Origin of the sequence: Butyrivibrio sp. XPD2002 (assembly GCF_000423945.1) — a bacterium.
In the GTDB taxonomy this organism is placed as follows: Bacteria; Bacillota; Clostridia; order Lachnospirales; family Lachnospiraceae; genus Butyrivibrio.
Genome location: NZ_AUIY01000001.1, coordinates 429,120 through 454,049 on the forward strand (window position 1 = coordinate 429,120; position 24,930 = coordinate 454,049).

Below are 24,930 nucleotides of genomic sequence, written 5' to 3' on the forward strand. Positions count from 1 at the left end.
ATAATCCCTGTCAAAATTCCGATAAATCAGTACCTATATCGAAATCATCGCTTTCCCCAAATGAATCAAATTCATTCGGATTCTCGTTTTCTGCATTCTCAGCTTCAAGAGCCGCTGCAGCTGCTGCTTCTGCCGCCAGACGTTCTGCCTCAGCAGCCGCTTCCGCAGCAGCAATCTTATCAGCTTCTCTCTGTGCTATAGCTTCTTCCTGAGCTTTTATTGCATCCTCTGTGTTTTTATTCAGAGTATCAAAATGATTGACCAAAAGCTCAAAAAGTCTGCCCACAACAAAGAAAATCACAAGTGAAAGAGCAAGGGTTTTGATCCAGGCTCCGATCTCGTAATGCTGCCAAAGTGTGTATATTGCAACAAAACCACTTCCCGCAAGCATAACGAAAGCGGTGATCAGTCTGATCTTAGGAGACTCTGTTATAACAATAGTCTCCATATGTGTTTTCTTTTCTTTTTTCTCTTCTCCCTGATTCTCTTCAGTGATTTCTTCTACAGCTTCTTCCGGAGCATTTTCCGGTTTTGCCGCAGGGGCTTCTACTGCTTTTACTTCAGTACTCTCATCACTCATATCGTCTTTTCCGGTTTTCCTACTGCTCTGATAACAAAGTCACCATTTTCAGGATAGAAAATCACAGTACGTCCATAAGAATCTCCGGTATCCTGGGCCAGAATCGGAATTCCCAGTTCCTTGAGCTTCTTGATCGTTGCTGCGACATTCCTCTCACCAACACGCATAGTGGCATTGCCGGAGTTAAAAGCGAACATCTGGGCACCGCCGGCAATCTTTGCAACAAGACGCGATTTGTTTGCACCCTTACCAACTACCTGTTTTATAAGCTCATCAATTCCCGTATCCGCAAATTTAGGAATGTTGGAATTATTCTTGATTTCTTTAGAATCAGGCAGCATTATGTGTGCAAGTCCGCCTATTTTTGTAACCGGATCCCTTACAGCAATCCCTACACAGGAGCCAAGTCCAAGTGTCGTGATTCCGTCAGGACTGACGCAAATATTAAGATCGGCCATACCAACCTTGATTATTTGACTCATTCACTCAGCTCCTTATCCATTTATGCTGATATCGCCCATTCCAAGAGAGGTCAATATCTTACTATAGCCATCTACATCCGGTAGCAGGATGAAATATCCGCTAAGAACTTCTGTATCAAAAAAGCTTGTCTCGATAAGAAGGATCTTATCACCCATCATACCGAATTCTATAGCAGGTACCGAAAGGATTGCGCCGGCCATATCTATTGCAAGGAATGGCACTGACGGCAAAAGCTTAAGGTTTGTAATCATTGAAAGTGAGTTAAGATATGAACCTGTAATGATATTACCCACTTCCTTGATTGCGGAAAGTTCCGTGTCGTCAAAAGGAACAGTTTCATCCTTATCTGTTATGCCCATGAGCATATTTACAAGATGTCTTGCTGCCTTCATGCCGAGAAGGAACATTATACTACCATTGATATCACCCTCAACTGCAAGGTATATACCTGTCATTATCTGTTCAGCACCGCCCATAAGGTCTCCGACATCTTTAAAATCAAGAAGCTTAACCTGTGGTACAGACATATCAACCTTTGTTCCCAACATTTGTGCAAGGGCTGTGGTCGCATTACCTGCACCAATATTTCCGAGCTCCTTCAAGACGTCAAAATACTGGCTGGACATGTTCTCCAAACTCATCTCACTCAAAGGTCTTCCTCCTTCAAATATGTATTATGCTTTAGCCTTGTCCTCTTCCATTTCAACCATTCCGAGATCAAGAATTGAAACAAGACCGCCTTCATATTTTCCAACACCACTTATAAAGCTGTTGAGCTTTTTGCCCTTATCAGCACTGTAGGTAACCTTTTCAATACTCTTTGTTCCAAGAGTGAGAACCTGATTAACCTGATCTACGATAATTCCGATAAGAGTATCCTCCTCTGCCTTTAGGATAATGATTCGGCTCTTGTCTGTTATCTCATCCGGATCCATATCCATCTTGAGTCTGAGACTCATTACAGGAACAATGACACCGCGAATGTTGATAACGCCCTTCAGATAATGAGCAACCTGAGGAACTCTCGTGATCTGCTGCATACGCACAATGTTATCAATGTACTTAATATCTATTCCATATTGTTCGTCGCCGAGTCTGATGATAATATACTGGATCAGTTCGCCGACATCCTGAGTATCTCTTAATTCGTTCATAATATCATCCTTTCTTTTGCGGAAGTTATGCTAACTGATTTGTATCAAGGATCAGAGCTATCTCACCATCTCCAAGGATAGTAGCGCCACTGATCATACGGCACTTATTCATGTATCTGCCCAGAGGCTTAATAACGATTTCCTGCTGTCCCATAAGTTCGTCTATAACAAGACCAAACTGCTGGTCGCCCTTTCTTGTAATAACTACTACAAGATCCTCGTCTTCATTCTTTGTGCTCTCTGTATCAAGTGCTCTGCTTACACGAATAATAGGTGTAACACTTCCACGAAGATTGATGACTTCTTTATTCTCAACTGTCTTAATGTCTGTAGGAGCTACATCCTCAATACTCTGAATAGAATCAAGAGGAATTGCATATTTCTCTCCACCAACAACAACCATCAGAGCCTGAATGATAGCAAGTGTAAGAGGAAGTCTGATCTGCCATGTACTTCCTTCACCAAGCTTGGTCTTAACACTAACTTCACCGGAAAGTGATTCGATCTTGGACTTAACAACATCAAGACCTACACCACGTCCTGATACTTCAGTAACCTGCTTAGCTGTGGAGAATCCGGGATGGAAAAGGAAATCTACGCACTGCTGCTCTGTAAGTGAAGCTGCTTCTTCAGGTGTTACGATACCCTTTTCAATAGCCTTATTCTTGACTATCTCAGCATCGATACCGTTACCATCATCACCAACTTCGATAACAACGCTGTTACCGTCCTGGAAAGCGTGCAGGAAGATATGTCCTTCTTCTGTCTTTCCACGTTCAGCACGAATCTCTGCAGATTCGATACCGTGATCGGCACTGTTACGTAACAAGTGCATCAGAGGATCACCGATCTCATCAACCACGGTTCTGTCCATTTCAGTATCTTCACCGGTCATGGTCAGTTCCATGTTCTTGCCAAGCTGCTTATTAAGGTCTCTGATCATACGAGGGAATTTCTGGAGTACGCTCTCGATAGGTACCATTCGAACTTTCATGACAGATTCATGAAGATTGGTAGTAACGCTTTCCAGATATTCAATCTGCTCGTTTACATTACCGCTTACTATTCCTGCTGAATTTGCAGCAGAAATCAAAGAGTTCTTTGCGATGATAAGCTCACTTACCAAGTTCATGAGGACATCCAGTTTGTCAATATCAACACGAACTGTACGGTTAACAACAGGCTTACCAACAGGCTTCTTACCTGCATCCTTAGCGGGAGCCTTCTCAGCAGGCTTTGCTGCAGGTGCTGCAGGCGCTGCGGGTGTTGCCGCTGCAGGTGCTGCTGCGGGCGCTGCCGGTGCAGGTGCTGCCGCTGCTGCTTCCTCAGTACTTGCAGCTGCATTAGGATCGTAATCACCTATCTCGCAGTCCTCGATCTCAGAAACGCTCTTTACTATTTCTTTGATCTTCTCTTTATCTTCTTCGTCTGTAGAAATAATTAGACTGAAATTAAATTCAAACTTCTCATCCTCAATATCCTGAGTTGAAGGCTCGGAAATAATCAGTTCGCCGATCTCTTCAATACCCTTGAATACAAGGAATGCTCTTGCTGCCTTAAGGATGCAGCTCTCCTGAATCTTTACATTCAAACCATAGAGCTTCTTGCCCTGTCCCTTGGCATCCTCAAGGTTGCCCTTGGTATCAGGATCTATCTTGATAGCTCTATAATCCTTTGTGGGATCAGCATCCGGCGGAGGTGCTGCCGCTGCCGGAGCTGCTGCAGGTGCTGCTTCCGCTGCAGGTGCAGGTGCTGCCGCTGCAGGTGCTGCCGCGGGCGCTGTGCCACCACCACTTGCGCCTGCTCTTATATCAGCCAGCGCTTTAATAATATTCGCATTTTCCTCAGTTCCTTCGTCCTGTGACTCCGTGATATTATCCACGTAAGCCTGAATAGCGTCGAGACATTGGAACAAAGTATCGATCATGCTAGAGTCAATTTTCAGAGTGCCGTTACGCACATCAGAAAAGACATCTTCCATGTCATGGGTAAGATTCTGCATATTCTTATAGCCCATGGTTCCAGCCATTCCCTTCATAGAATGGGCAGAACGGAAGATTTCATTAATACAATCCTCGTTCTCCGGATCCTGCTCCAACTGCATGATGCTGTCATTCAGTGTTTGCAGATGCTCCTTTGCTTCGTCGAGAAAGACGCCTAGATACTGAGAAACATCCATAATCCCTTTACCTCCATAAGAAACGTCACGTTGTCGTTAAGTAAAGGAACCGGAACCAGTAGTAAGAAAGAGGAAGTCACTTAACTCCAACGTTCATAATAATTTCCTGGGCTACGTCATCAAGTGTAACTACCTGATTAACAAGACCAGCTGTTGCCACTGCCTTAGGCATGCCATAAACTGTGCAGGATGCTTCATCCTGACCAATGACATGTACCTTCTTAACTGATTTCAGATTTTTAATTCCCTCGGTACCATCTGCACCCATTCCGGTGAGAACTACACAGCATACTGAGTCGTAATCGGAATCCATCAAAGACTCATACATGAAGTTCGCACAAGGTCTTACACCTTCTCTCGTAGGACCGTCTACGTAGTGAATGGTATGCTTACCGGCTGATGTAATTACATGCATGTGCTTACCGCCTCTTGCGATATAGACAGTTCCTGCCTGAAGAACATCACCTTCAGCTGCCTCTTTTACATGGATCTCTGAAAGAGAATCCAGTCTCTCTGCAAGAGAAGCTGTGAAGCCTTCCGGCATGTGCTGCACAAGTACAACCGGTGTTTTAAGATTTTTGGGAAGTTTTGGAATAACCGCTTGAAGCGCACGAGGCCCACCCGTAGAACTGGCAATCGCAACGATACGATTACCTGTGACCTTGTCTGCATGCTTAGCGACAATATCCACCATCTTACGAGAGGCTTTGATCTCATCGATTGAGAAAGCCTTCGCACTTACCGGAGCTCTGGACTCGCATACAGCTGCCAGTGTTCTGGTGAGTGTTGTGGTAAAATCATCGCCACGGCAATCCGAGGCGCGATCCGGTTTGTGAATAAAATCAAGAGCTCCGAGTTCTAATGAATCAAGTGTCACTTTAGCACCTTCCTTAGTGTCAGTACTACACATCATTACCTTCGCTCTTATTTTATTTTTGTTGAGCTCCTTGAGTAACGTAATACCGTCCATACGAGGCATGTTAACGTCGAGAATAACAGCATCGTATGTATTTTTCTTCAAAAGCTCAAGGGCTTCAACTCCGTCTTTAGCCTTATCTACAACCTGAAATCTTGAATCTGAGTTTACTATATCACTAAGGACGGTTCTCATGAGTGCAGAGTCATCAACTAATAAAATTTTTTTCGACATTTAGTTTTGCTTCTTTCTAATTTTTCGTTCTTCCTCAAAGATAAAGTGAATAATATCCTCTCTGGAAGTTTCGTCAATGTAGCTGTACTGTATGCGGTGTTCATACAGTCCCGGCCTGTTTTCGAGTTCCTGTACCCTGAGTACGGTACACACCATCTCGTACTCAACATTATTAATGTTCCCGGGTAGTCGGTAAGCACAGTAGATCGTGCTCCCCTCTTCATATTGGAAATTAGCGACAAACCGTAACCCGCCTCCGCTTATGTCAACAATAACGCTTCGCTGTAACGGTTTATTCGTTCCCAAAAGCAATCCCCAGTTTCGCCTGATAGCTTCCACTTCCTCTTCAGTGAAGATTCGCGACCTGAGTTCAAGTGCACAGCTGAATCTGTAATACTCTCTTCTCTGAAGCCTCTGAAGATTACTTAGAAGGTCAAGAACCAAAATATATACATTGTTACTTCGGTATCGGTCAATTATCCTTCCATAACATTGAAACAGTCCCCTTGAGCTATAGAAGCACAAGCTATATTCACCATCTACGGGTAAAAGTACCAATTTACCCTTATCCATAGGCATAAGCACCTCAATCCTGTCCTCCGACAAAACATCGGTTATCTTACTTAAGTGAATCTTTTTCGTGCGGCTGTCATCGTCCATCCAGACCTTGCCGATGGCCTTCAGTTCAATTTTATTGCCTGGCGCAATATAGTCCGCAAGCATGTAGGTACCCCTCTTACCTTTTATAGTTGATAAAATTTTACTGACCGGAAGCCTTATCTCCGGTATTTCTCTCTGAATTAAGTTTTCGCCCTGTTATGATATGAGAGAAAAATGCAGCCATTCCTCTTGGCTTATATTTTTCAAGCTCATTCTTATTAACAAGTTCTGCAGCAATCTGTTCGAACGCCTTAGCTGATTTAGAATTTGGATACTGTATTGAAACGGGTGACTGCTGCATTACACCACGAGCCAGCATCTGATCCTGTGGAATAGCACCGAGATATGTTAATGGCAATTTCAAATATCTGGCAACTACTGCATTTAATTTATTAAATAACTGTTGTCCCTCATCGCTTGTTGCTACTCTGTTGGAGACAACCTTGATCATCGTATTATCTCTTGAAAATCTCTCCTGCTGGTTAAGTGCCTTAAGCAGTGAGTATGAGTCGGTTATTGATGTGGGTTCAGGTGTTGTCACAAGTATGATCTCGCCGCTTGCAACAAGGAATTCCATGACCGCATTGGAAATACCGGCTCCTGTATCTATGATTATCGTATCCGCGATAGCATCGAGCTCTGCGAGATTAACGATAATATCTACAAGATATTTTCTCTCAAGATTGTACATACCCGAGATTCCTGAACCGCCGGATATAAAGCCGACTCCTTCAGGTCCCCAGGTGATAATATCCTTAATGTTTTTCTTCTTGTAAATCAGATCACTGAGATTGTGCTTGGGAACTGTTCCAAACATTATCTCTATATTGGCAAGTCCAAAGTCCGCATCAAGAATTATGACTCTCTGCCCCATTCTTCTAAACTGTATCGCAAGGTTAATTGAAACGTTGGACTTACCCACACCTCCCTTACCACTTGTTACTGTAATAATCCTCGCAAGAGGCCTCTGGGGTGCGTGTTCTGCTTTAATAATTTTTCTTAGCTGTTCAGCCTGATCCATAAAAATAATCCTGTCTATATTCTATCAAAATATACGAAATTCATCTACTATTTTCCGCCAAGAAGACCCTTTACACTTTTCTGGGCATCAAAAACGGCAATATCGCTGGGAACGTTCTGTCCATTTGTAATATAAGACATAGGCGCACCGGTATGCATGTGTATGTTATAAAGGTTACCTGCAGAGCTTGTCTCATCCATTTTAGTGAAAATCAGCTTGTACTTAACAAGCTCGGAATAACCATCAGCGATCTCAATAAGATCCCTGTACTTGGTGGTTGCGGAAAGAACAAGATAATTCTCGGTCTCAACGCATTCCTCAAGTGCATGAATGTAGCCTATCATGGTCTCCTTCTGTTCCTCGTTATGAAGACTATGGCCTGCCGTATCCACCATAAGATAGTCGTAATCCTTAAATTCCTCTGCAGCAGCCTTCATCTCTTCAATGGAATATATAACCCTGAAGGGAATATCCATGATAGTCGCATAGGTTTTAAGCTGCTCAGCAGCAGCTATTCTATAGGTATCCACTGTTAAAAGTGCAACCTTCTTCTTCCTTACAATCGTAAGCTCAGAAGCAAGCTTCGCGATGGTTGTGGTCTTACCAACACCTGTAGGTCCGATAAATATTTCTGCTATTGGTCCGTCAGTGCTCTCCTTTATCCTGTCAGCAGGTCCAAACTTAAGAACCATCTTCTGGTATACGTTTGCAAGAACATATTCCATAGGGATGTTTGGCTTACTTACCTTTTCCACCTCATCTGTCAGTTGGTTTGCATAAATCTCATCAACCTCATTTTCAATAAGAGTGTTGTAGAGAACCTTAACAAAGGAAAGTGTCTCATCTGAAATCGTATTTGGAGCTTCCCTGATCTCCGATACCTCTTCCTCCATGGTATCCGATCTGCCATCATCCTTTTCACTTTTGAGGTTCTTCTCAATGAGATTGTGAAGACTATCAAGCTTTTCCTCGATAGCGCTGTTCTCCTCCTGGAGAATCACATGCTCCTTTTGCGTGGGCGCACTTGCCACAGCCTGAGGTGCTGCGGGCTGTGCCACCTTAAGCGGCGGAATCTCTCCCTGCTCCTGAGCCCTTAAAAGCTTATCCGCCATTGATGCAGGCTTTTGAGGCCTTGGCGCTTTGGCGTGATCCTTATTGGGCTTTACGGATTTCATGTTCCTTGCGGGTTCATCCTCAAGAGCCACTGTCACCTCGATTTTGGAAGGCGAGAAAATAGAGAAAAATCCACTCTTTTTCACAGGCCTTACATTCATGATGACAATGTTATCGCCCAGCTCCTTCTTTGCAATCTCTGTAGCATCCTGTTCAGTTTTTCCGGTATATTTTTTTATAATCATATTATGCCGCTACCATTCCTACAGACTGCATTTCAACATTAGGTTCAACTTCATTGTAAGAAAGTACAATCAAATCTTTGTAATAATCCTCTGTCATTTTCTTAAAATACATTCGCACTATAGGCGAAGTCATTATTATCGGTATCATGCCGGCATCCTCAAGCTTCTTAGCCTGCTCGCCCACAGATTTAAGAATTGCCTTGGTCCTGGTGGGATCAAGGGTAAGATATGCGCCGGTCTCAGTCTGCTTAACAGACTGCATGATTTCCTGCTCGATTTTAGGATCCAATGTGATAACACTTGTGGTCTCACCGGGATAAAAATATTTGCTGGAAATAGCTCTTCTTAAGCTTTGTCTTACATACTCCGTAAGGATATCACTGTCATGGGTGGACGGTGCATAATCCGCAAGAGTCTCGAATATAGTAACAAGGTCTCTTATAGAAATTCCTTCTGCAAGGAGATTCTGCAGAACCTTCTCTATCTCACCAAGACTCATAAGCTTAGGCACAAGCTCGTCCACAAGTGCAGGATTGTTCTCCTTAAGGTTGTTGACAAGATTCTGAACATCCTGTCTGGTAAGAAGTTCTGCGATGTGATTCCTGATAACCTCGGTAAGATGAGTTGCAATAATTGAAGGTGGATCAACAACGGTGTAGCCAAGGGACTCTGCTCGTTCTCTCTGGCTCTCGGTGATCCATGTAGCAGGCAGATGGAATGAAGGCTCAAAAGTAGGAATACCTGTAATCTCTTCCTCAACGTTGCCGGGGTTCATGGCCATGTAATGGTCAAATAGAATCTCGCCATCACTTACCTGTATGCCCTTTATTTTTATAATGTACTGGTTAGGATTAAGCTGAATGTTATCGCGAAGACGAATGATAGGAACAACCGTACCAAGCTCAAGAGCTATCTGTCTTCTGATCATAACAACACGGTCAAGGAGGTCACCGCCCTGATTAACATCAGCAAGCGGAATGATTCCATAACCAAATTCAAGCTCTATAGGATCAACCTGAAGAAGACTTGTAACATTCTCAGGCTGGCGAATCTCCTCAGCCTGCTGCTCCTCTTCAGCCATAACCTCTTCCTCGGTAGAAGCAATCTTCTGAGATTTCTGCATAAAAAATCCCAGGCCTGCAATACACGCGCCTAAAGGCAGATACAGAAGATCCGGAAGCGGTGTAAGGATACCCAATGTAGCAATAAGTGCTCCAACAAGGTACAGGGTCTTGGACGCAGTAAACAGCTGCCCGATAAGAGCAGGTCCAAAGTCTGCTTCCTTAGATCCCTTGGTAACAAGAATACCTGTACTAAGTGATACCAAAAGGGAAGGTATCGCACTTACAAGTCCGTCACCCATTGTAAGAATAGCGTATTTATCAAGGGCATCCGCAATAGGCATCCCCTGACGCAGTACGCCCATCAAAATACCACCGATAATATTGACAGCCGTAATGATAAGACCTGCAGTTGAATCTCCCTTAACGTACTTCGTAGCACCGTCCATGGCACCGAAGAAGCTTGCTTCGTTCTGAATCTTCTCACGTCTCTCCTTAGCTTCCTGATCAGTGATGGCTCCGGTATTAAGGTCGGCATCGATAGCCATCTGCTTACCGGGCATAGCATCCAATGTAAAACGTGCTGATACTTCAGCTACACGTTCAGAACCCTTGTTGATAACCATGAACTGAACAAGGATAAGGATTACATATACAATAGTACCGATAATAAGATCACCGGCACCAACGAACTGACCGAAAACCTCAATAACCTTACCGGCATCTCCTCCGGTAAGGATAAGTCTTGTTGATGAAATATTAAGTGCTATTCGGAAAATTGTGGTGAATAACAGGATAGTCGGAAAGAACGACATATCCAAAACTTCCTTGGAAAACATTGCCGTAAACAATATCACAAAGGAAAGTGACATATCAAAGGCAAGAAGGAAGTCCATTAGCCATGTAGGAATGGGCACGATGAACATGATAATGGCCGCAACGAAATATAGCGCCACACCGTAGTCAAATGCACGCTTTCTAATAACTTCGAGCATTATTCATCCCCCTTTCCCCACATTTTTTCATAACTATACATAATTAGTATAGCGCATACCACATCTTGTGTTCAAGAAGAATTTAAAACACAAGAGCGTAATAATATCGGGAGGGCAAGCTTTTAAACCTTTCCCTGAAGATGATATACAAATGCAAGCACCTCGGCAACAGCCTGATAGAGCTCCGGAGGTACAAACTCGCCTATGTCCACGTTGGCATAAAGCATTCTGGCAAGAGGCTTATTCTCTACTATCTCAACGCCATTTTCTTTTGCTACATCCTTGATACGCTGAGCAAGATAGCCTTCACCCTTGGCCACAACCATAGGGGCATCATACTTATCTGCTTCATAGCGGATAGCCACAGCATAATGCGTCGGGTTAGTGATGACAACGTCTGCTTTGGGAAGCTCCTGCATCATACGACGCTGGGAAGCCTGCATCATACGCCTACGCTGCTGACCTTTTATCTGAGGATCTCCTTCAGTATTCTTATACTCATCCTTTACTTCCTGTTTGGTCATCATATTGTCCTTGCGGAACTTTCTCTTCTGATAAACATAATCCGCAATAGCAATAACCGAATAAACCGCAGCTATTCTGATGCCAAGATTAACTATAGTATTACCCAGAAGACCTATAGCCTGCCTTAATGGCATATCATACAATGTGAAGACCGACGCGGTATAACCAAGGAAATATGTATAAACAACCACACCTATTATCGCTATCTTGGCAATAGATTTAATCAGCTCGAAAATCTTTCTGGTTGAAAAAATCTTCTTAAAGCCGCTTATAGGATTGAGCTTACTGAGCTTTGGCTGCAGGGGCTTTGTGGTGATATGCCATTTTACCTGAACAATATTGCAGATAAATGCCACAATCAGCGATACTGCAAGAAAAGGAAGCGCTGTAAGAAGGATTCTTATAAGCGCATTCATAACCGATATCCTGAGTCCCGCAAAAGGCACATCCCCATCATACATCTTGGCTGTAGTGGGTATCTGAGTATATACATTCCTGAAAAAGCCCGTGAAATTATCAGCCATATAAGGATACATGACCCTTATAAGGACAAAAAGCGACATAAGTCCTGCCGCATGGCCTATTTCAATACTCTTTGCGACCTGACCTTCATTTCTTACATCCTGTAATTTCTTGGCTGTAGGCTCCTCGGTTTTCTCACCACCGGGACCATCAGCAAAGAACTGCAGGTTGTACTCAAGAATGAGTCCGCAATTTAGTTTTAGCTGATCATCACGTAAGGTCATTAATAAACTCCGTCATTAGTTCACGCATATTTGTAAAAATAAAGTCTGATGCGTTATATAAAAGTACGCTTGTAATGTACATCATTGACAGACCAACAATAAGCTTTAACTGCATACCAACAGCAAACATGTTCATCTGCGGCGCTACTCTCGCAAGGATTCCAAGAATAACGTTCATAATAAATGTAACTATGAAAATCGGAAGACATATTCTAAATCCGATAATCATATAGTAGGACACGAATTTCATCATCGAATTAAGGAGCTTATCCGAGTTAAAAATCGCTCCATTTACAGGTATAAGTCTGAAGGAATCTGTCAGCGCGGATATGAAATATCTGTATAATCCGCTGACAAGCATCATTCCCATGAAGGCGTATTGGTATAACGCAGCCGAAACTGCCACATTTTCCCTGGAGTTCGGGCTCATTATCTGCACCATGGAAAGGCCAACCTGCATATCCGAAATCTGTCCCGCCATATTGGCTATAAGTGTACATATCTGAGCCGAATAGCCAATAAGAAGTCCTGTAAAAAACTCCTTCAAAACAATAACCGCAAAACCAAGTACCGTGTCATATTCAAGTGTATTTACAGGTGCATAGCCATATAACAAAAATGACAAAAGCACCGAAAAACCTATTCTCACCACATGCGGAGTGTTACTCATACTAAAAAAGGGTGCAATATAAACAAACATTGTCACCCTAACCAGTATCAGTAAGAAAATCTCAAGATCGCCGTAGGTGAAGGTGTAATCTATCAAATCTTCATCCTCCGCTAATGAATGTACAACGAAAAGTCAGACCACATTTTAATAACAAAATTCGACATTTCGGTGAGCATCCAGTTTCCAAGCAAAATAAGTGTAAGGAAGGTAACCAGAATCTTAGGCACGAAGGTAAGTGTCTGATCCTGAATAGAAGTAACAGTCTGGAAAATAGATACTGACAGACCAACTATGAGCGATACAAGCAAAATTGGAACCGCTATTTTTATTACCATGAACAAGCCAGTGGCCATGATAGCCGTAACGTCATCTACTGTCATGTCTTACCCTCCTTTACTAATAAAATGTCTTAACAAGGCTGCCTATTATCAGATTCCATCCGTCTGCAAGCACAAACAGAAGTATCTTAAACGGCATCGATATAGTCGTCGGCGGCAGCATCATCATACCCATACTCATAAGTACCGACGCCACTACCATATCAATTACAATAAATGGAATGTATATCAAAAAGCCTATTATAAAGCCCGTTCTCAGCTCACTTATAAGGAAGCTGGGAATAAGGACAGCATTAGGAATACTGTCAAGCTCGCCGTCCCATTCAAGATCATCAATCTCCATGAAAAGACGCACATCCTTAGTCTGTGTCTGTCCATACATGAAGTTTCTGATTGGGATCATAGCAGTATCAAAGAACTCCTGCTGCTCTATCTCACCCTTATCGAAGGGCTGAATAGCGGTCTCATTTATCTCTTTTAATGTGGGCTGCATTATGAAAAATGTAAGAAAAAGTGCCAGTCCCATAAGTACCTGGTTAGGCGGTGATGTCTGGGTCGCCAGTGCAGCTCTTGTAAAGTGCAGCACTATAATGATTCTGGTAAAGCAGGTCATCATTATCAGAAGTAGCGGCGCCAGAGCAATAAGAGTCAAAGTAATAAGAATTCTCAGAGCTCCGTTTATCGTACCATTACCATTGTCATAGGTGACGGTTACGGTATTGGCGATATTCAGTTCCTGAAGATCATCCGCATCCTTTGCAGAACCGGGTTCGGTAAGATTGGTTCTCTCTCCGTCCGTTCCAGTAAGATTCGTCTCCCTGTCCACCGTAGGATCAGTGGGATGAGTATCATCAATATAGGATGTAGACGCAGAAACAGTTACCGCACCACTGTTAAAAATACAAAAAGCCACAATAAAAGAAAGGCATAACAACGAAATGCCCATCTTAAATAATGGCTTTAAATCTTTTACTCCCCTAAACTTTTTCATACCTTACTTCTTCTTGAATTTCTCCAAGACTTTCTCTAATTCTTTACTAAACTCTACCGGATCCTGAGATTTGATAGCCGGTGGCTCATACTCATCCTCCGATAATTCCGTAAGTACCGTCACGGTGTCCTTACATACAGCGATTACCAGATATTTATTAACAACTCTTACTATCTGCATATACTTCGTAGTGGAGAGCCTGCAGGTCTCCATTATTTCCATATTAGCAGTAAAGCCCGTGTTTTTTTGATATCTGGCAATCCACTTAGTCACATAATAGGTCGCAGCCAGGACCAGAATAAATAATATAAGTACAGTAATAAGCTGCGCTATCGATGAAACAATCATTTTCGCGACCTTCCAATTGTTACTTATTGAACTATTTCGGTAACACGAACACCGAAGCTTTCTTCAATAACTACAACCTCTCCCTTTGCAACGAACTTACCATTTACAAGAACGTCAACAGGCTCACCTGCAACCTTCTCAAGCTCTATGATAGTACCGGGTGCAAAATCAAGAATATCTGAAATTGCCTTGGCTGTTCTACCAAGCTCAACAGTAACTTCAAGAGGTACGTCCTTAATAAGTCCGATGTTCTCTCCGGCTGCCATCATAGGACTGCCACCTGCAAAGCTCTGGAACTGAGCAGGCTGAACATTGGCACCCATCATCTGAGGCTGCATCATTGGCATACCCATGGGCATCATAGGCATACCCATCTGAGGCATTCCCATCTGTGGCATACCCATCTGTGGCATACCCTGCATCATGGAAGGATCCATGCCGGGCATACCTGCAGCAGCTGAAGGATCCGGAGCAGGCATTCCCATGTCGGGTGCAGCCGCTGCAGGAGCAGGCGCAGGTGCTGCCTCCTCTGCAGGAGCCTCTGTGCTGATAGTATCCTTAAGACTCTTAGCAAAGTCTATGGGATACAGCTGCATAAGTGTTGAATCCACAAGTTCACCGATCTGCAGCTTAAAGGTAACACGGCAGAAGGTTCCTGTAAGGAACTCGGAAATCTCACTGGGATCATCATCAATCATATCAAGAAGCGTTGCTTCCGGCGGGCTGATATCAACCTTCTGACCGATCATGGTTGAAAGTGATGTAGCTGCCGCACCCATCATCTGGTTCATAGCCTCTGAAATAGCAGAAAGCTGCAGCTCACCAACCTCACCCTCAGTATTGGTTCCGTCACCACCCATCATAAGGTCGGTGATAACCATAACGTCGCGCTCCTTGAGGATAAGTATATTAGTACCCTCAAGACCTACTGTGTACTTGATCTGAATAAATACGCAGGGCTTCTCATAGTTATTTAAAACCGTATTCCAGTTAGCAAGCTCAACCTGAGGCGTAGTGATATTAACCTTCTGATTAACAAGGGAATACAGAGTTGTAGCTGAAGAACCCATACTGATGTTGGCAACTTCACCTATCGCATCCTTCTCTACGTCATTCAGAAGGCTCTCATCGATCTCACCTGCTACAAAGCCGCCACCACCTGAGGGAGCTTCTGCAGCCGGTGCATCCCCACCTCCATCTGCAGGCGCAGCATCTCCGCCACCGGCGTCGCCACCTCCTGACGAATCCATACCGGCGAGCAGTGCATTTATTTCTTCCTGTGAAAGCATTCCATCCATGCTGCTACTCTTCCTCCTCTCTAATTACCGACGTTATTCTGACGGCATACTTATCTTTTGCGGTTCCCGGTAGTGCCGTGAATTTATATATATCACCGACATATACCTGAAGCTCGCTATTTACCTGACTCTCCAGTCTTATTATGTCACCCCTCTGGAGCTGAACAAAATCGCTGACTGATACGTTGCATTTTCCTAAAATCGCTTTTACAGGAACATCCACATGTCTTACAAGTGTCTCAAGATGTTCTCCGTAAGTATCGTCATCGTGCTTCTGCATGGTTGAAAACCAGAACTTGGTATTCAGTTTATCCATGACACTCTCTAGTGTGAAGTAGGGAAGACAGATATTCATAAGTCCCTCTACATCACCAATCTTAATATTAAGTGTTACGATGGCGATCATATCCGTAGGTGAAATAACCTGTGCGAACTGAGGATTGGTCTCAATCCTCTCCATGATAGGATTTATTGCAAGAACGTTCTCCCACGGTTCAACCATAAGCTGCATGCAAATGGTTATCAGCTTCTCTATTAGAGGCATCTCAATATCGGTGAACGGTCTGGTCTTATCTAGTCCCTCGCCTTCGCCACCAAGCATTCTGTCTATGAAGGCAAATCCGATATTGGCCTGAAGCTCTAAAATAATGGTTCCCTGCAGTGGTAAGAAATTTATAATTCCAAGAATAACAGGGTTACTAAGTGCATTACTAAATTCCGAATATGTTACAGTCTCGGAGTTAGCAACCGAAACCTGTACGTTTTTTCTAAGATAAAGAGGAAGTGTTGTTGATAACAGTCTTCCATAATGTTCATAGATCATCTCGAGGGTTCTCAGGTGTTCCTTTGAGAACTTCGCCGGTCGTTTAAAGTCGTAGTCCTTGACTTTTTTCTCGTCCGCAGCAGACATCTGATCCACGTCGAGTTCGCCGGTATTTAGAGCCGCGAGTAGATTATCTATCTCATTCTGTGATAATACTTCACTCAAGCGTAGATCACCTCACTTTTACACAAAAAACAACTCATAAACTCTTTTCATACTCCCCAATATAACTTACTGATAAACTGTTCCGGAAAAGTTTACATCATATATAAAGCCTGATCCGAAAAGCTCCTGGATCTGCTCAAGAAGTGTAGCCTTGGCTTCATCCTCGTGAGCCCTGATCTCATCAAGTGTGTAGGAACCGATTACTGATGTAATCTTGGACTTGATCATATCCTGATAGCTTGTCATTGATTCCTCTGTACCATAGGTAGCGTAATCCTCATTGGATTTATCCATGGAAAGCACTATTGTAGTCAGCATGTAATGAGATTTGCCTGATCCATCCTCTTTAAGAGTAATTGTCATATCTGCAATTGAGTAAGGAACAACATTGGCAATATCTACATTACCGGAAGCTGATCCCGAAAATCCCTGACCATTTTCACCACCGTTAGCCTCAATCTGAAGCGCTGCAGCCACATCTCCAATAAGCGCAACCGCCTGATTGTTGGTAGTCATGACTGTGAGCATCATGAAGCCTGTCATACCGGTGTTAACTAAAAGTAATGCCAAAATGATAATTGCAAGCAGGTTTTTCTTCATTTGTAATCTCCCTCATAATCAATACATTGGACTAAGTGGATTGTATATTCTTATCTCTACTCGCCTGTTCCTTGCACGCCCCTCAGGGGTGGAATTATCAGCTACAGGCTCATACTCTCCTCTTCCTGAATGCTTAAGCTTAGACGGATCAAGTGATGTGTTATCCATAAAGTAGTAAAAAACGGAAAGTGCTCTTGCATCACTAAGCTCATCATTATTTGTAATCTTGCCATAGGATCTGTGCATCGGAACATTATCCGTATGACCCTCGATTTCTATGGTTCCGCCTGCATATCTCTCAAGGACAGTACCTACTTTATCAAGAATTGTACCTGCACCTTCCTTCAAGGTTGCATCACCGGTGTCAAAAAGAATGGCACCCTGTAATGTCAACTGAACAAACTGGCTTGTAAAATTAACATCTATCTGATTGGAGACATCCATAACATCAAGCGCTTCTGTAACCTCTGCAGCAAGTGCTTCCGATGCCTTAAGCTGCTCTGCTTCTGCAGCCTCCTGAGTCTCCTCAGCATTAGCACCCTTATTGTCCGCATCACTCTGAGATCCGGATTGAGTCTCATCTCCCTCAGTACCGGTACCCTGTGCATCACCTTCAGCGCCTGTGGACTCACCACCCTGGCCCTGCATGATACCCGAAGTATCACCTTCTTCACTGATGCCGGCGCCACCGTTCTCACTGGCGTTCTCACCTGAAGAATCGGTAACCTCCTCTTCCTGAGATCCGGACTGGGATATACCCATCGATATAATATAGTTGGACAGCTGATTCAGCTGTGAAATACCATCTCCAACAAGTGCACCCTGACCAAGGGCTGCCTCACCACCCTGGAAAATACCAAAGGCAGAACTGAATGATGCAGCAACCTCTTCAAACTTCTGAGCATCCATAGTCGCCATGGAGAACAGCAAAACGAAGAAGCACAGAAGCAGGTTCATCAGATCACCAAAAGTTCCCTGCCAGGCAGGCAAACCCGGTTTTATTTCTTCTGGTTTTTTAGCCATTACTCTCCTCCGCCGCCATCACCGGAACCATTCTCAGCTTCATAAGCAGCTCTGTTAGCAGGTGACAAGAATGATTTAAGCTTCTCTTCAGTAACTCGGGGGTTCTCGCCCGCCTGTATAGAAAGTAAACCTTCTATAATAATACTTTTCATTGTGTACTCTGCGTTATCTCTTGCTTTCAGCTTATTCTCAGCAGGATAGCAGAACCAGTTCGCAAGAACTGATCCGTAGAATGTTGTAATGAGGGCAACGGCCATGGAAGGTCCGATTGATGAAGGATCTGACATGTTCTGTAGCATCAGAACCAGTCCAAGCAGTGTTCCGATCATTCCCCAGGAAGGTCCCATACCTGCAACATCAGCGAAGAACGTGTAGTTCTCCTTATGTCTCTCAGACATGGCATCAATCTCGGCCTCTAGAATAGCCTTAACAAGCTCCGGCTCGGTACCATCTACGATAAGTCCGACGCCCTTCTTCATGAAGGCATCCTCAATGTTGCTGGCTGCCTCCTCAAGTGCAAGAAGTCCTTCCTTACGGGCTGTATTGGATAAGTCGATAATCTGCTTGATTACTGCCTTGGTATCATCTGCCGGCATCTTAAAAATCAATGTATATGACTTAAGTCCGTTAATGAAACTCGGCATGGTTCTGGAAGCCAGAACCGCCATGAAAGCTCCACCAAAAGTAATCATCGCAGAAGGCGCATCGACGAAGTATTGGACACCGGAAATTCCGGCACCAAACACAATACTAAGAATCATGAATATGAAACAAAGTACAACACCAAGTAATGACGCAATATCCACTTAGTTTTCCCCCTTCATCAAAGACTATAGCAAAATGCTCTTGCAATCAGTGCAAAGCATCATGAATGCGAGCCTTAGTCGCTTCTTCACTACATGAAACAAGTGGCGCTCCGGTCTGAACGCCCCATCTCTCATTACATCTCTTCATGACCTCGGGAAGTGACTCCTGCACAATGAACTTCCGCCCATTTGCCATGATCACGACTGTATCAGGAGTAGATTCTACTGTCTCTATTAGATTCTCATTGACCAGGATCATCCGGCCATCCAATCTGGTAATTTCGATCACGATATATCCCCCGACACTCGTCTGAAATCGTTGAAATAAAATTGCAGAAATGCACCGCCCAATTTAGCAAAAGTTACACTTCTAGGTTTATTAACACAATTTTATCATGGTTTTTCATTATTTTGATGCACAAAATTCCGCAAAAACATAGCTTGTGAATTTTTATTTCATTTTTTAATGTGATTAATGAAATAAATTTACACGCTACATCTTGTGCATACTTCATTTTTGATTATACAACATCTCGTGATTTATTAAAACCGTTTTGGAGAGATTTATGGTTATGGCTAGACGAAAATTTAATTTAAAGAATTTTTCGGGTTTGTTTATTTGATTTTTAGATATTGGGTGATTTTTTAGGAGGTTGTTTTGAGGTGTGGTGAAATTTTATTTCATTATTATTGTCGTTTTGGTGTAAATTTGTTTCATTCTCTTCTTTTTTTGCTTATTTTTTCTTTAAGGTATTATTGGGGAGTACTTTTGAGACGGGAATTTTTTACTTAGCTGTGTTTTTTATATTAACGGTGTTTTCATAGCTTTTTGAGCCATTATCATATTATATCTTGACAATGTGGCAATAGCGCATTAATATGATTTCTTGTCAGAAAGCCATGCAGGTTTTCCAGGGAGGCTCTCCCATATTTTCCTTTTATTATTTTCCACGTAGGATTTTATTGAAGCAGTAAGTATTTATTTTTCTTATTTATATTTCTAAACCTTGTATGGTTTTCTGATAAATATAAACCAACAAGGAGGAAAAATTGAGTAACACGTTAACAGTAAACAGAAAGTATAAGGATTCCGTTTTTAGGATGCTTTTCAATAGCAAGGAAGAACTCTTATCCTTATACAACGCGGTCAATGGCACTAATTATGTAAACACAGATGATTTAGAAATCAACACCCTTGAAGAAGATGTTTACATGAAGATGAAAAATGACATCTCTTTCATCTTCGGATTTGAGTTAAATCTTTACGAGCATCAGAGCACGGAATGCGGAAATATGCCGTTGAGGTTTCTAATCTATGTAACAAAAATAATATCAGGAATGATAGTCCGAGATGATCTCTATAAGAAACAGGTTATAAAAATCCCAGCTCCAAGATTCGTAGTTTTCTACAATGGAACTGATATGAATGAGGACAAAGTAACTTATAGACTTTCAGATCAATATGAAAAGGTTCTTCAGTCTCCTGAACTGGAACTATTAGTCACAGTTATCAATATTAACGAGAATCATAATCCCGATATTTTACATGCCTGCAAAGCCCTCAATGATTATGCCGTCTTCGTTGCAAAAATCAGGGCATATGCTAAGATAATGGTAATAGAAGATGCTGTCCAAAAGGCAATTGATGAATGCATTGCCGAAGGAATAATTGAAGGCTTCCTTATGAAGCATCGTGCGGAGGTACAAGAAATGAGTGTATTTGAATATAACGAAGAACTTCATTTACAGAACGTTCGCCAAGATGGCATAGATGAAGCAACTGCTAAAGCTGCCGTTATTATTGCAGAAAAAGATGCTATCATTGCTGAAAAGGATTCTGCTATTGCTGAAAAGGATTCTACAATTGCAAAGGATGCTGAGACTATTGCAGATTTAAAGGCAAAAATAGCTAATTTAGAAGCCCAACTTGTTTCGGCAAAGTAATTTCATAGTTATTGTTATAAACCAAAGGGCGCTCGGTTGAGCGCCCTTTATATGTATTCTGCACTTCTCCCCCTCGATAAGTGCCATACATCATTATGGAATTATGTTAACGAAAATCATCTCTTCAGATTTGTAAGCTCCTCAAGGAGTGTATCTGAAACTGTGATAATACGGCTGTTAGCCTGGAATCCACGCTGAGTTGTGATCATACTGGTGAACTCACTTGAAAGGTCTACGTTTGACATTTCCAATACACCAGTTGTGATGTAGCCACCGTCTGTCGTTACATCCTGAATTGTAGCTTCGCCGGAGTTAAGGGTCTGGGTGTAGAGGTTGTCACCGTTTTTCTCAAGACCTGATGCGTTAGCAAATTCTGCTGTTGCGATCTGTCCAAGGAGCTTTGTCTGACCGTTTGAATATGTTGCGTAGATTGTTCCGTCCTTACCGATTGTTACACCGTTCATTTCGCCTACTGCACGTCCGGTCTTAAGGCTCTGCTTATCACCTTTAACTGCTCCGATTGTGGAGGTTGCCATTGTATTGTAGTTGGTTGTAGGTGAAAGGTCGATGTTTACATCTGTAAAGCCTGCCATCTTGGGCTGACCGTCGATCAAAGCGTCCTGATCAAAGTTGAGAACTATCTTCTCTGTAGGCTGCTCGATTGCACCGGTTTTAGCGTTGTACTTCATTGTGATTGAGTTATTTACAATCTGAAGTGTTCCGTCATCGAGAATGTGGTATGTAAGGTTCTCGTAATCACCAGATGACTTATCTGGGTTGTAGTTATACACATCAGGGAAGAAATCTGCTGTAAGTGTAGCATCAAAGATTTCAGAAACATAACCGGTTCTCGGAATCTTGTCGTAAACTACTTTTCCTTCTTCACTTGCATTTCTGTATGTAGCTGTAGTTTCATCTTCGTCAATTTCGAAGGTGAGCTGTGTTTCTGTTGTTGTCTGTGTAATAGCCCAGCTCTTAACACCTGAATTATTCTTTGTACCAACAGAAATTGTTGTTCCATCATCACTTATCTTGTAAGTTACATCATCATTTCCAGGTGTGTAATTGTATATTGCTTTTAGTACATTCTTCTGAGAATTTGTAAGTGTATTTATGTTTCCTGAAAGAGGTATAGCAGTCTCAACTTCCGACTTATAATTTCTGAATACAATATTTGATCCCGTATTCATATAAACCGAATAACCCATTTCATTATCATAAGTAGACGTTGTTTTCTTTGTAGTATAAATTATCAGATCGCCATTATCATCAATTTTATACTTATATGTAAATGTACTATTTCCCTCACTAGGCTTAATTCTATCAGATGTAAAGCCGTAACATTCAAGAAGATCTATCGATTCAGAATCAAGATATGAAAGTTCTCCTGATAATTCAAACGTCTTATTTCTGCTAGGAAGCGAATAAACAGCTTTGTTAGTTGTTGTGTCAATATAAAAATTGTACTTATCTTTTTTTAATTGTGTCGTATCATCCCAAGTTGCAGTCGTTTCTCTATTTACTGTAACGACTCCCTCATGATTAATAGTATATTTATAAACATATGTCTCAGGTTTTGAAGTTGTTCCACCAGTTGCTGGAAGATCTCCTTTGGTCAATGCCAATAGTGCTAATTCAGCATCTGTGTTATCTGAAGAAATCGTTCCAGTCATAGCCACAGTGGTTCCGTTAATAGTACAAGTATCATCACCTTCGTTATGATCAAATGTTTTACCTTCGGCAATTAAATCCTTACTCAGAGAATCAATATCTTTATTTGTGGTAGATTTTGAAGTAATTACTATATTTCCATCATTACTAATGCTATATTTATATTTATTAGTTGTTGGATAATCGCCTGTTTTCAATCCATAAGCAGTTCTAATCTGATCCGGAAGGGCACCAAATTCATTCTGTTCTTTAGCCACAATTAAATTTGTATCACTATCAATATTATTTATTGTAACTGTCGTAGTGCTTGATACTGATGTAACCATATGAAATCCATCAGCAAGTTTTATAGGATCAGAAGTTTCATATGTATTTTCATAAACTGTTATAGAACTAACGCCATCAGTTGAAAGCTCATAAGAATAATCTTTTTTCCCTGGATCAAATGGAAATTTTGTATCATCATCAAAATCCACTCCAAACATTGACTTCAAAACATCTTTCTGATTTTCAGATAGATCCTCTGCCGCTGATAAATCAAGCTTTCTAGTCAATGTCGCATATGTTGAATTCTCATATGTTCCATAAGTAACTGTGCTATCTGTGCTACTATTCTTATAATATGTGCCAAGATTTGATGCTTTTGTTTCTGCAGAAGTTACAGGATATACACTAATAGATCCGTCTGAATTGATTGTGTAGTAGTCTGTAGAAGCAACCGAATTATCACCAGCAACGCCAACTGAAAGATTATATACATTTCTCAGCAACTGAGGTGCCTTGTCAACCAATGAAGAAATTGAACCACTTACCGGAATGCCTGAATAAGCTGTTGCCCCCTTTGAATCCTTGAAAGATGCGTTTTTAGCACCAACTGTTGCTGTATAATTTGTTGTTGTTATTGTCTTTGTCCAGGAATCCCTGATGCCATAGGTCTGCTCGTCGTTGTCGAGATCTGTAAATGTTACGTGGCTGAGCTTTTCTGCTCCGATTGTATTTCCCTTGGAATCTAGGATGTCCTCGAGAGTCATTGTGTAAGTATGCTCAAGATTATCAACATCACGAACTGCAAATTTTGCTGTATAAAGATATCCAAGATTGTCGTAGAATTCAAGAGTTACTGTTTTTCCATTGTCGCTTGTGATATTTGTATCGTGCGCATCGATGTTACCGCTTACAAGACCTTCTGTTGTTCCTTCCGGAGGATAGGTCATGTTCTCAGCGCTCATGATCTGAAGCTTTCCGATACCGCCGTTTGTATTAACGGTGATGGCACCTGTCTCAGGATCTTCTGCTGCTGTCCAGCCATATACGAAGTAACCTGTTGACTGCATTGCGAGGTTTCCTGCGCCGTCTACGTAGAAGGAACCATCTCTTGTGAACATTGTCTGGTTACCATTATTTACTACGAAGAAAGCGTCACCGGTAATTCGCATATCGAACGGATTGTTTGTTGTTTCCGTTGCGCCCTGCTGAGTGATTGCTGTAGCAATCGCGCCTGATTTTGCACCAAGACCGATCTGACGGGCATTTATACCACCAGTTGTCTCGGTAGCTCTGGATGCACGCTGTGTGGTCTGATACATCAAATCACTAAAGGTAATAGACTGTGACTTGAAGGATGTGGTGTTAACGTTCGCGATGTTATTACCGATAACATCCATCTTGACCTGGTGGGTCTTAAGTCCTGCTACACCAGAAAAAAGTGATCTCATCATAAGGCATGTCCTCCTAATGTACTGGGGGACGGCACACATATTCTATTTTCCGATTGGGAATGAAAAGAAAGGAAACGTAAATTTGAATTCCTTCTGGCATTCGGGAATTCGTGACCTCCTTAGACACCTGCCACTTCCGGCTGGCTTGTGGGCGGTATTCGCACCGCCCTCGGTCCGGTCAAATTTCTTCAATTCATTCTTCTCGTGATATAGAACTTATGCGATTACCGCTCCGTCTATATTGGTGAAAATGTTGCTGCCAGTTTCCTGACTATCCATCGCGGTCACTACTGTGCTCGTCTTTACATTTACGATGAAGGCTAGCTGATCTACAAGGATGAGAGATTCATTGATCCCTTTCGCATTGGCCTGATTTCTTGCATTGTTCAGGCGGTCCATCTGATCCTGTGTAAGCTCAATGTTGCGGTCACTTAGTCTGTTGGAAGCGTGCTTTGAAAATTTCACACCTTCTCTGTTCTGCTCGATCTGAGAGAGGATTTTACCGAAATCAGAATTCTGAACACCGGCACCGCCTCTGATCTTCTCGCCCTGACCTAAGTACTGATTCTGGACCTGTTCAATTGAAAGGAATCCGCTATTATCTATTCTCACGGCTTACTCCT

At 42.4% G+C, this 24,930-nt stretch carries 24 protein-coding genes; 1 reads left to right on the top strand and 23 read right to left on the bottom strand.

The genetic code is table 11. The features are described 5' to 3' along the window. Positions 1-10: 10 nt before the first annotated feature. The 21 genes from G587_RS0101795 to G587_RS20970 form a co-directional block, all read right to left on the bottom strand. Entirely contained in the window at positions 11-580 is a 570-nt protein-coding gene (locus G587_RS0101795) for a hypothetical protein (RefSeq protein WP_026490842.1), read from the bottom strand. After that, entirely contained in the window at positions 577-1,062 is a 486-nt protein-coding gene (locus G587_RS0101800) for a chemotaxis protein CheD (protein WP_026490843.1), read from the bottom strand. The genes G587_RS0101795 and G587_RS0101800 overlap by 4 nt, the downstream gene beginning before the upstream one ends. Before the next feature lie 12 nt (positions 1,063-1,074). After that, positions 1,075-1,713, bottom strand: coding sequence for a chemotaxis protein CheC (locus tag G587_RS0101805; RefSeq protein ID WP_026490844.1), 639 nt, complete (start codon positions 1,711-1,713; stop codon positions 1,075-1,077). A gap of 24 nt (positions 1,714-1,737) precedes the next feature. Continuing rightward, positions 1,738-2,217, bottom strand: a complete 480-nt coding sequence (locus G587_RS0101810; RefSeq protein WP_026490845.1) for a chemotaxis protein CheW — start codon at positions 2,215-2,217, stop codon at positions 1,738-1,740. Positions 2,218-2,242: 25 nt separating this feature from the next. Then, positions 2,243-4,396 (bottom strand): chemotaxis protein CheA, encoded by a 2,154-nt coding sequence (locus G587_RS0101815; RefSeq protein ID WP_026490846.1) that lies wholly within the window; start codon positions 4,394-4,396, stop codon positions 2,243-2,245. Positions 4,397-4,472: 76 nt separating this feature from the next. Then, entirely contained in the window at positions 4,473-5,546 is a 1,074-nt protein-coding gene (locus G587_RS0101820) for a protein-glutamate methylesterase/protein-glutamine glutaminase (RefSeq protein WP_026490847.1), read from the bottom strand. After that, complete coding sequence (locus G587_RS0101825; protein WP_026490848.1) at positions 5,547-6,269, bottom strand: flagellar brake protein; 723 nt, start codon at positions 6,267-6,269, stop codon at positions 5,547-5,549. A 37-nt stretch (positions 6,270-6,306) separates the two neighbouring features. Further along, positions 6,307-7,227 (bottom strand): MinD/ParA family protein, encoded by a 921-nt coding sequence (locus G587_RS20965; protein ID WP_051200531.1) that lies wholly within the window; start codon positions 7,225-7,227, stop codon positions 6,307-6,309. A gap of 47 nt (positions 7,228-7,274) precedes the next feature. Beyond that, positions 7,275-8,585 carry a flagellar biosynthesis protein FlhF gene (gene flhF, locus G587_RS0101835; RefSeq protein ID WP_026490849.1) on the bottom strand — a complete coding sequence of 437 codons (1,311 nt, stop codon included), beginning with the start codon at positions 8,583-8,585 and terminating at the stop codon, positions 7,275-7,277. Position 8,586: 1 nt separating this feature from the next. Then, a complete protein-coding gene (gene flhA / locus G587_RS0101840) occupies positions 8,587-10,641 on the bottom strand; it encodes a flagellar biosynthesis protein FlhA (protein ID WP_035785288.1) in 2,055 nt (684 codons plus the stop codon). Between the two features lie 122 nt (positions 10,642-10,763). Then, positions 10,764-11,912 carry a flagellar biosynthesis protein FlhB gene (gene flhB / locus G587_RS0101845; protein ID WP_035785290.1) on the bottom strand — a complete coding sequence of 383 codons (1,149 nt, stop codon included), beginning with the start codon at positions 11,910-11,912 and terminating at the stop codon, positions 10,764-10,766. After that, positions 11,899-12,678, bottom strand: coding sequence for a flagellar biosynthetic protein FliR (locus G587_RS0101850; RefSeq protein ID WP_026490852.1), 780 nt, complete (start codon positions 12,676-12,678; stop codon positions 11,899-11,901). The genes flhB and G587_RS0101850 overlap by 14 nt, the downstream gene beginning before the upstream one ends. A 14-nt stretch (positions 12,679-12,692) precedes the next feature. Continuing rightward, complete coding sequence (gene fliQ / locus G587_RS0101855; protein WP_026490853.1) at positions 12,693-12,962, bottom strand: flagellar biosynthesis protein FliQ; 270 nt, start codon at positions 12,960-12,962, stop codon at positions 12,693-12,695. 16 nt (positions 12,963-12,978) lie between these two features. Next, positions 12,979-13,911 carry a flagellar type III secretion system pore protein FliP gene (gene fliP, locus G587_RS0101860; RefSeq protein ID WP_026490854.1) on the bottom strand — a complete coding sequence of 311 codons (933 nt, stop codon included), beginning with the start codon at positions 13,909-13,911 and terminating at the stop codon, positions 12,979-12,981. A gap of 3 nt (positions 13,912-13,914) precedes the next feature. After that, the gene (locus G587_RS0101865; RefSeq protein ID WP_026490855.1) at positions 13,915-14,259 is read right to left on the bottom strand and encodes a flagellar biosynthetic protein FliO; all 345 of its coding nucleotides are present in this window, start codon (positions 14,257-14,259) and stop codon (positions 13,915-13,917) included. Between the two features lie 23 nt (positions 14,260-14,282). Beyond that, positions 14,283-15,557: a flagellar motor switch phosphatase FliY gene (gene fliY, locus G587_RS0101870; RefSeq protein WP_026490856.1), complete on the bottom strand. Its 1,275-nt coding sequence runs from the start codon at positions 15,555-15,557 to the stop codon at positions 14,283-14,285. 4 nt (positions 15,558-15,561) lie between these two features. After that, positions 15,562-16,545 (bottom strand): flagellar motor switch protein FliM, encoded by a 984-nt coding sequence (fliM, locus tag G587_RS0101875; protein ID WP_026490857.1) that lies wholly within the window; start codon positions 16,543-16,545, stop codon positions 15,562-15,564. 66 nt (positions 16,546-16,611) lie between these two features. After that, positions 16,612-17,145: a flagellar basal body-associated FliL family protein gene (locus G587_RS0101880; RefSeq protein WP_026490858.1), complete on the bottom strand. Its 534-nt coding sequence runs from the start codon at positions 17,143-17,145 to the stop codon at positions 16,612-16,614. Between the two features lie 18 nt (positions 17,146-17,163). After that, complete coding sequence (locus G587_RS0101885; RefSeq protein WP_026490859.1) at positions 17,164-18,168, bottom strand: OmpA/MotB family protein; 1,005 nt, start codon at positions 18,166-18,168, stop codon at positions 17,164-17,166. Further along, a complete protein-coding gene (locus tag G587_RS0101890) occupies positions 18,168-18,974 on the bottom strand; it encodes a motility protein A (RefSeq protein WP_026490860.1) in 807 nt (268 codons plus the stop codon). Before G587_RS0101890 ends, G587_RS0101885 begins: the two co-directional genes overlap by 1 nt. A gap of 46 nt (positions 18,975-19,020) precedes the next feature. Further along, positions 19,021-19,263: a flagellar FlbD family protein gene (locus tag G587_RS20970; RefSeq protein ID WP_035785292.1), complete on the bottom strand. Its 243-nt coding sequence runs from the start codon at positions 19,261-19,263 to the stop codon at positions 19,021-19,023. A gap of 761 nt (positions 19,264-20,024) precedes the next feature. Between G587_RS20970 and G587_RS20975 the strand changes: the two genes are divergently transcribed. After that, positions 20,025-20,918: a hypothetical protein gene (locus tag G587_RS20975; RefSeq protein WP_051200533.1), complete on the top strand. Its 894-nt coding sequence runs from the start codon at positions 20,025-20,027 to the stop codon at positions 20,916-20,918. A 116-nt stretch (positions 20,919-21,034) separates the two neighbouring features. Here the strand turns inward: G587_RS20975 and G587_RS26560 are convergent, their stop codons facing one another. Together G587_RS26560 and G587_RS0101910 are read right to left on the bottom strand one after the other, a co-directional pair. Next, complete coding sequence (locus G587_RS26560; RefSeq protein ID WP_051200535.1) at positions 21,035-24,307, bottom strand: flagellar hook-basal body complex protein; 3,273 nt, start codon at positions 24,305-24,307, stop codon at positions 21,035-21,037. A 216-nt stretch (positions 24,308-24,523) separates the two neighbouring features. Continuing rightward, entirely contained in the window at positions 24,524-24,919 is a 396-nt protein-coding gene (locus G587_RS0101910) for a TIGR02530 family flagellar biosynthesis protein (RefSeq protein ID WP_026490861.1), read from the bottom strand. Positions 24,920-24,930: the final 11 nt, after the last annotated feature.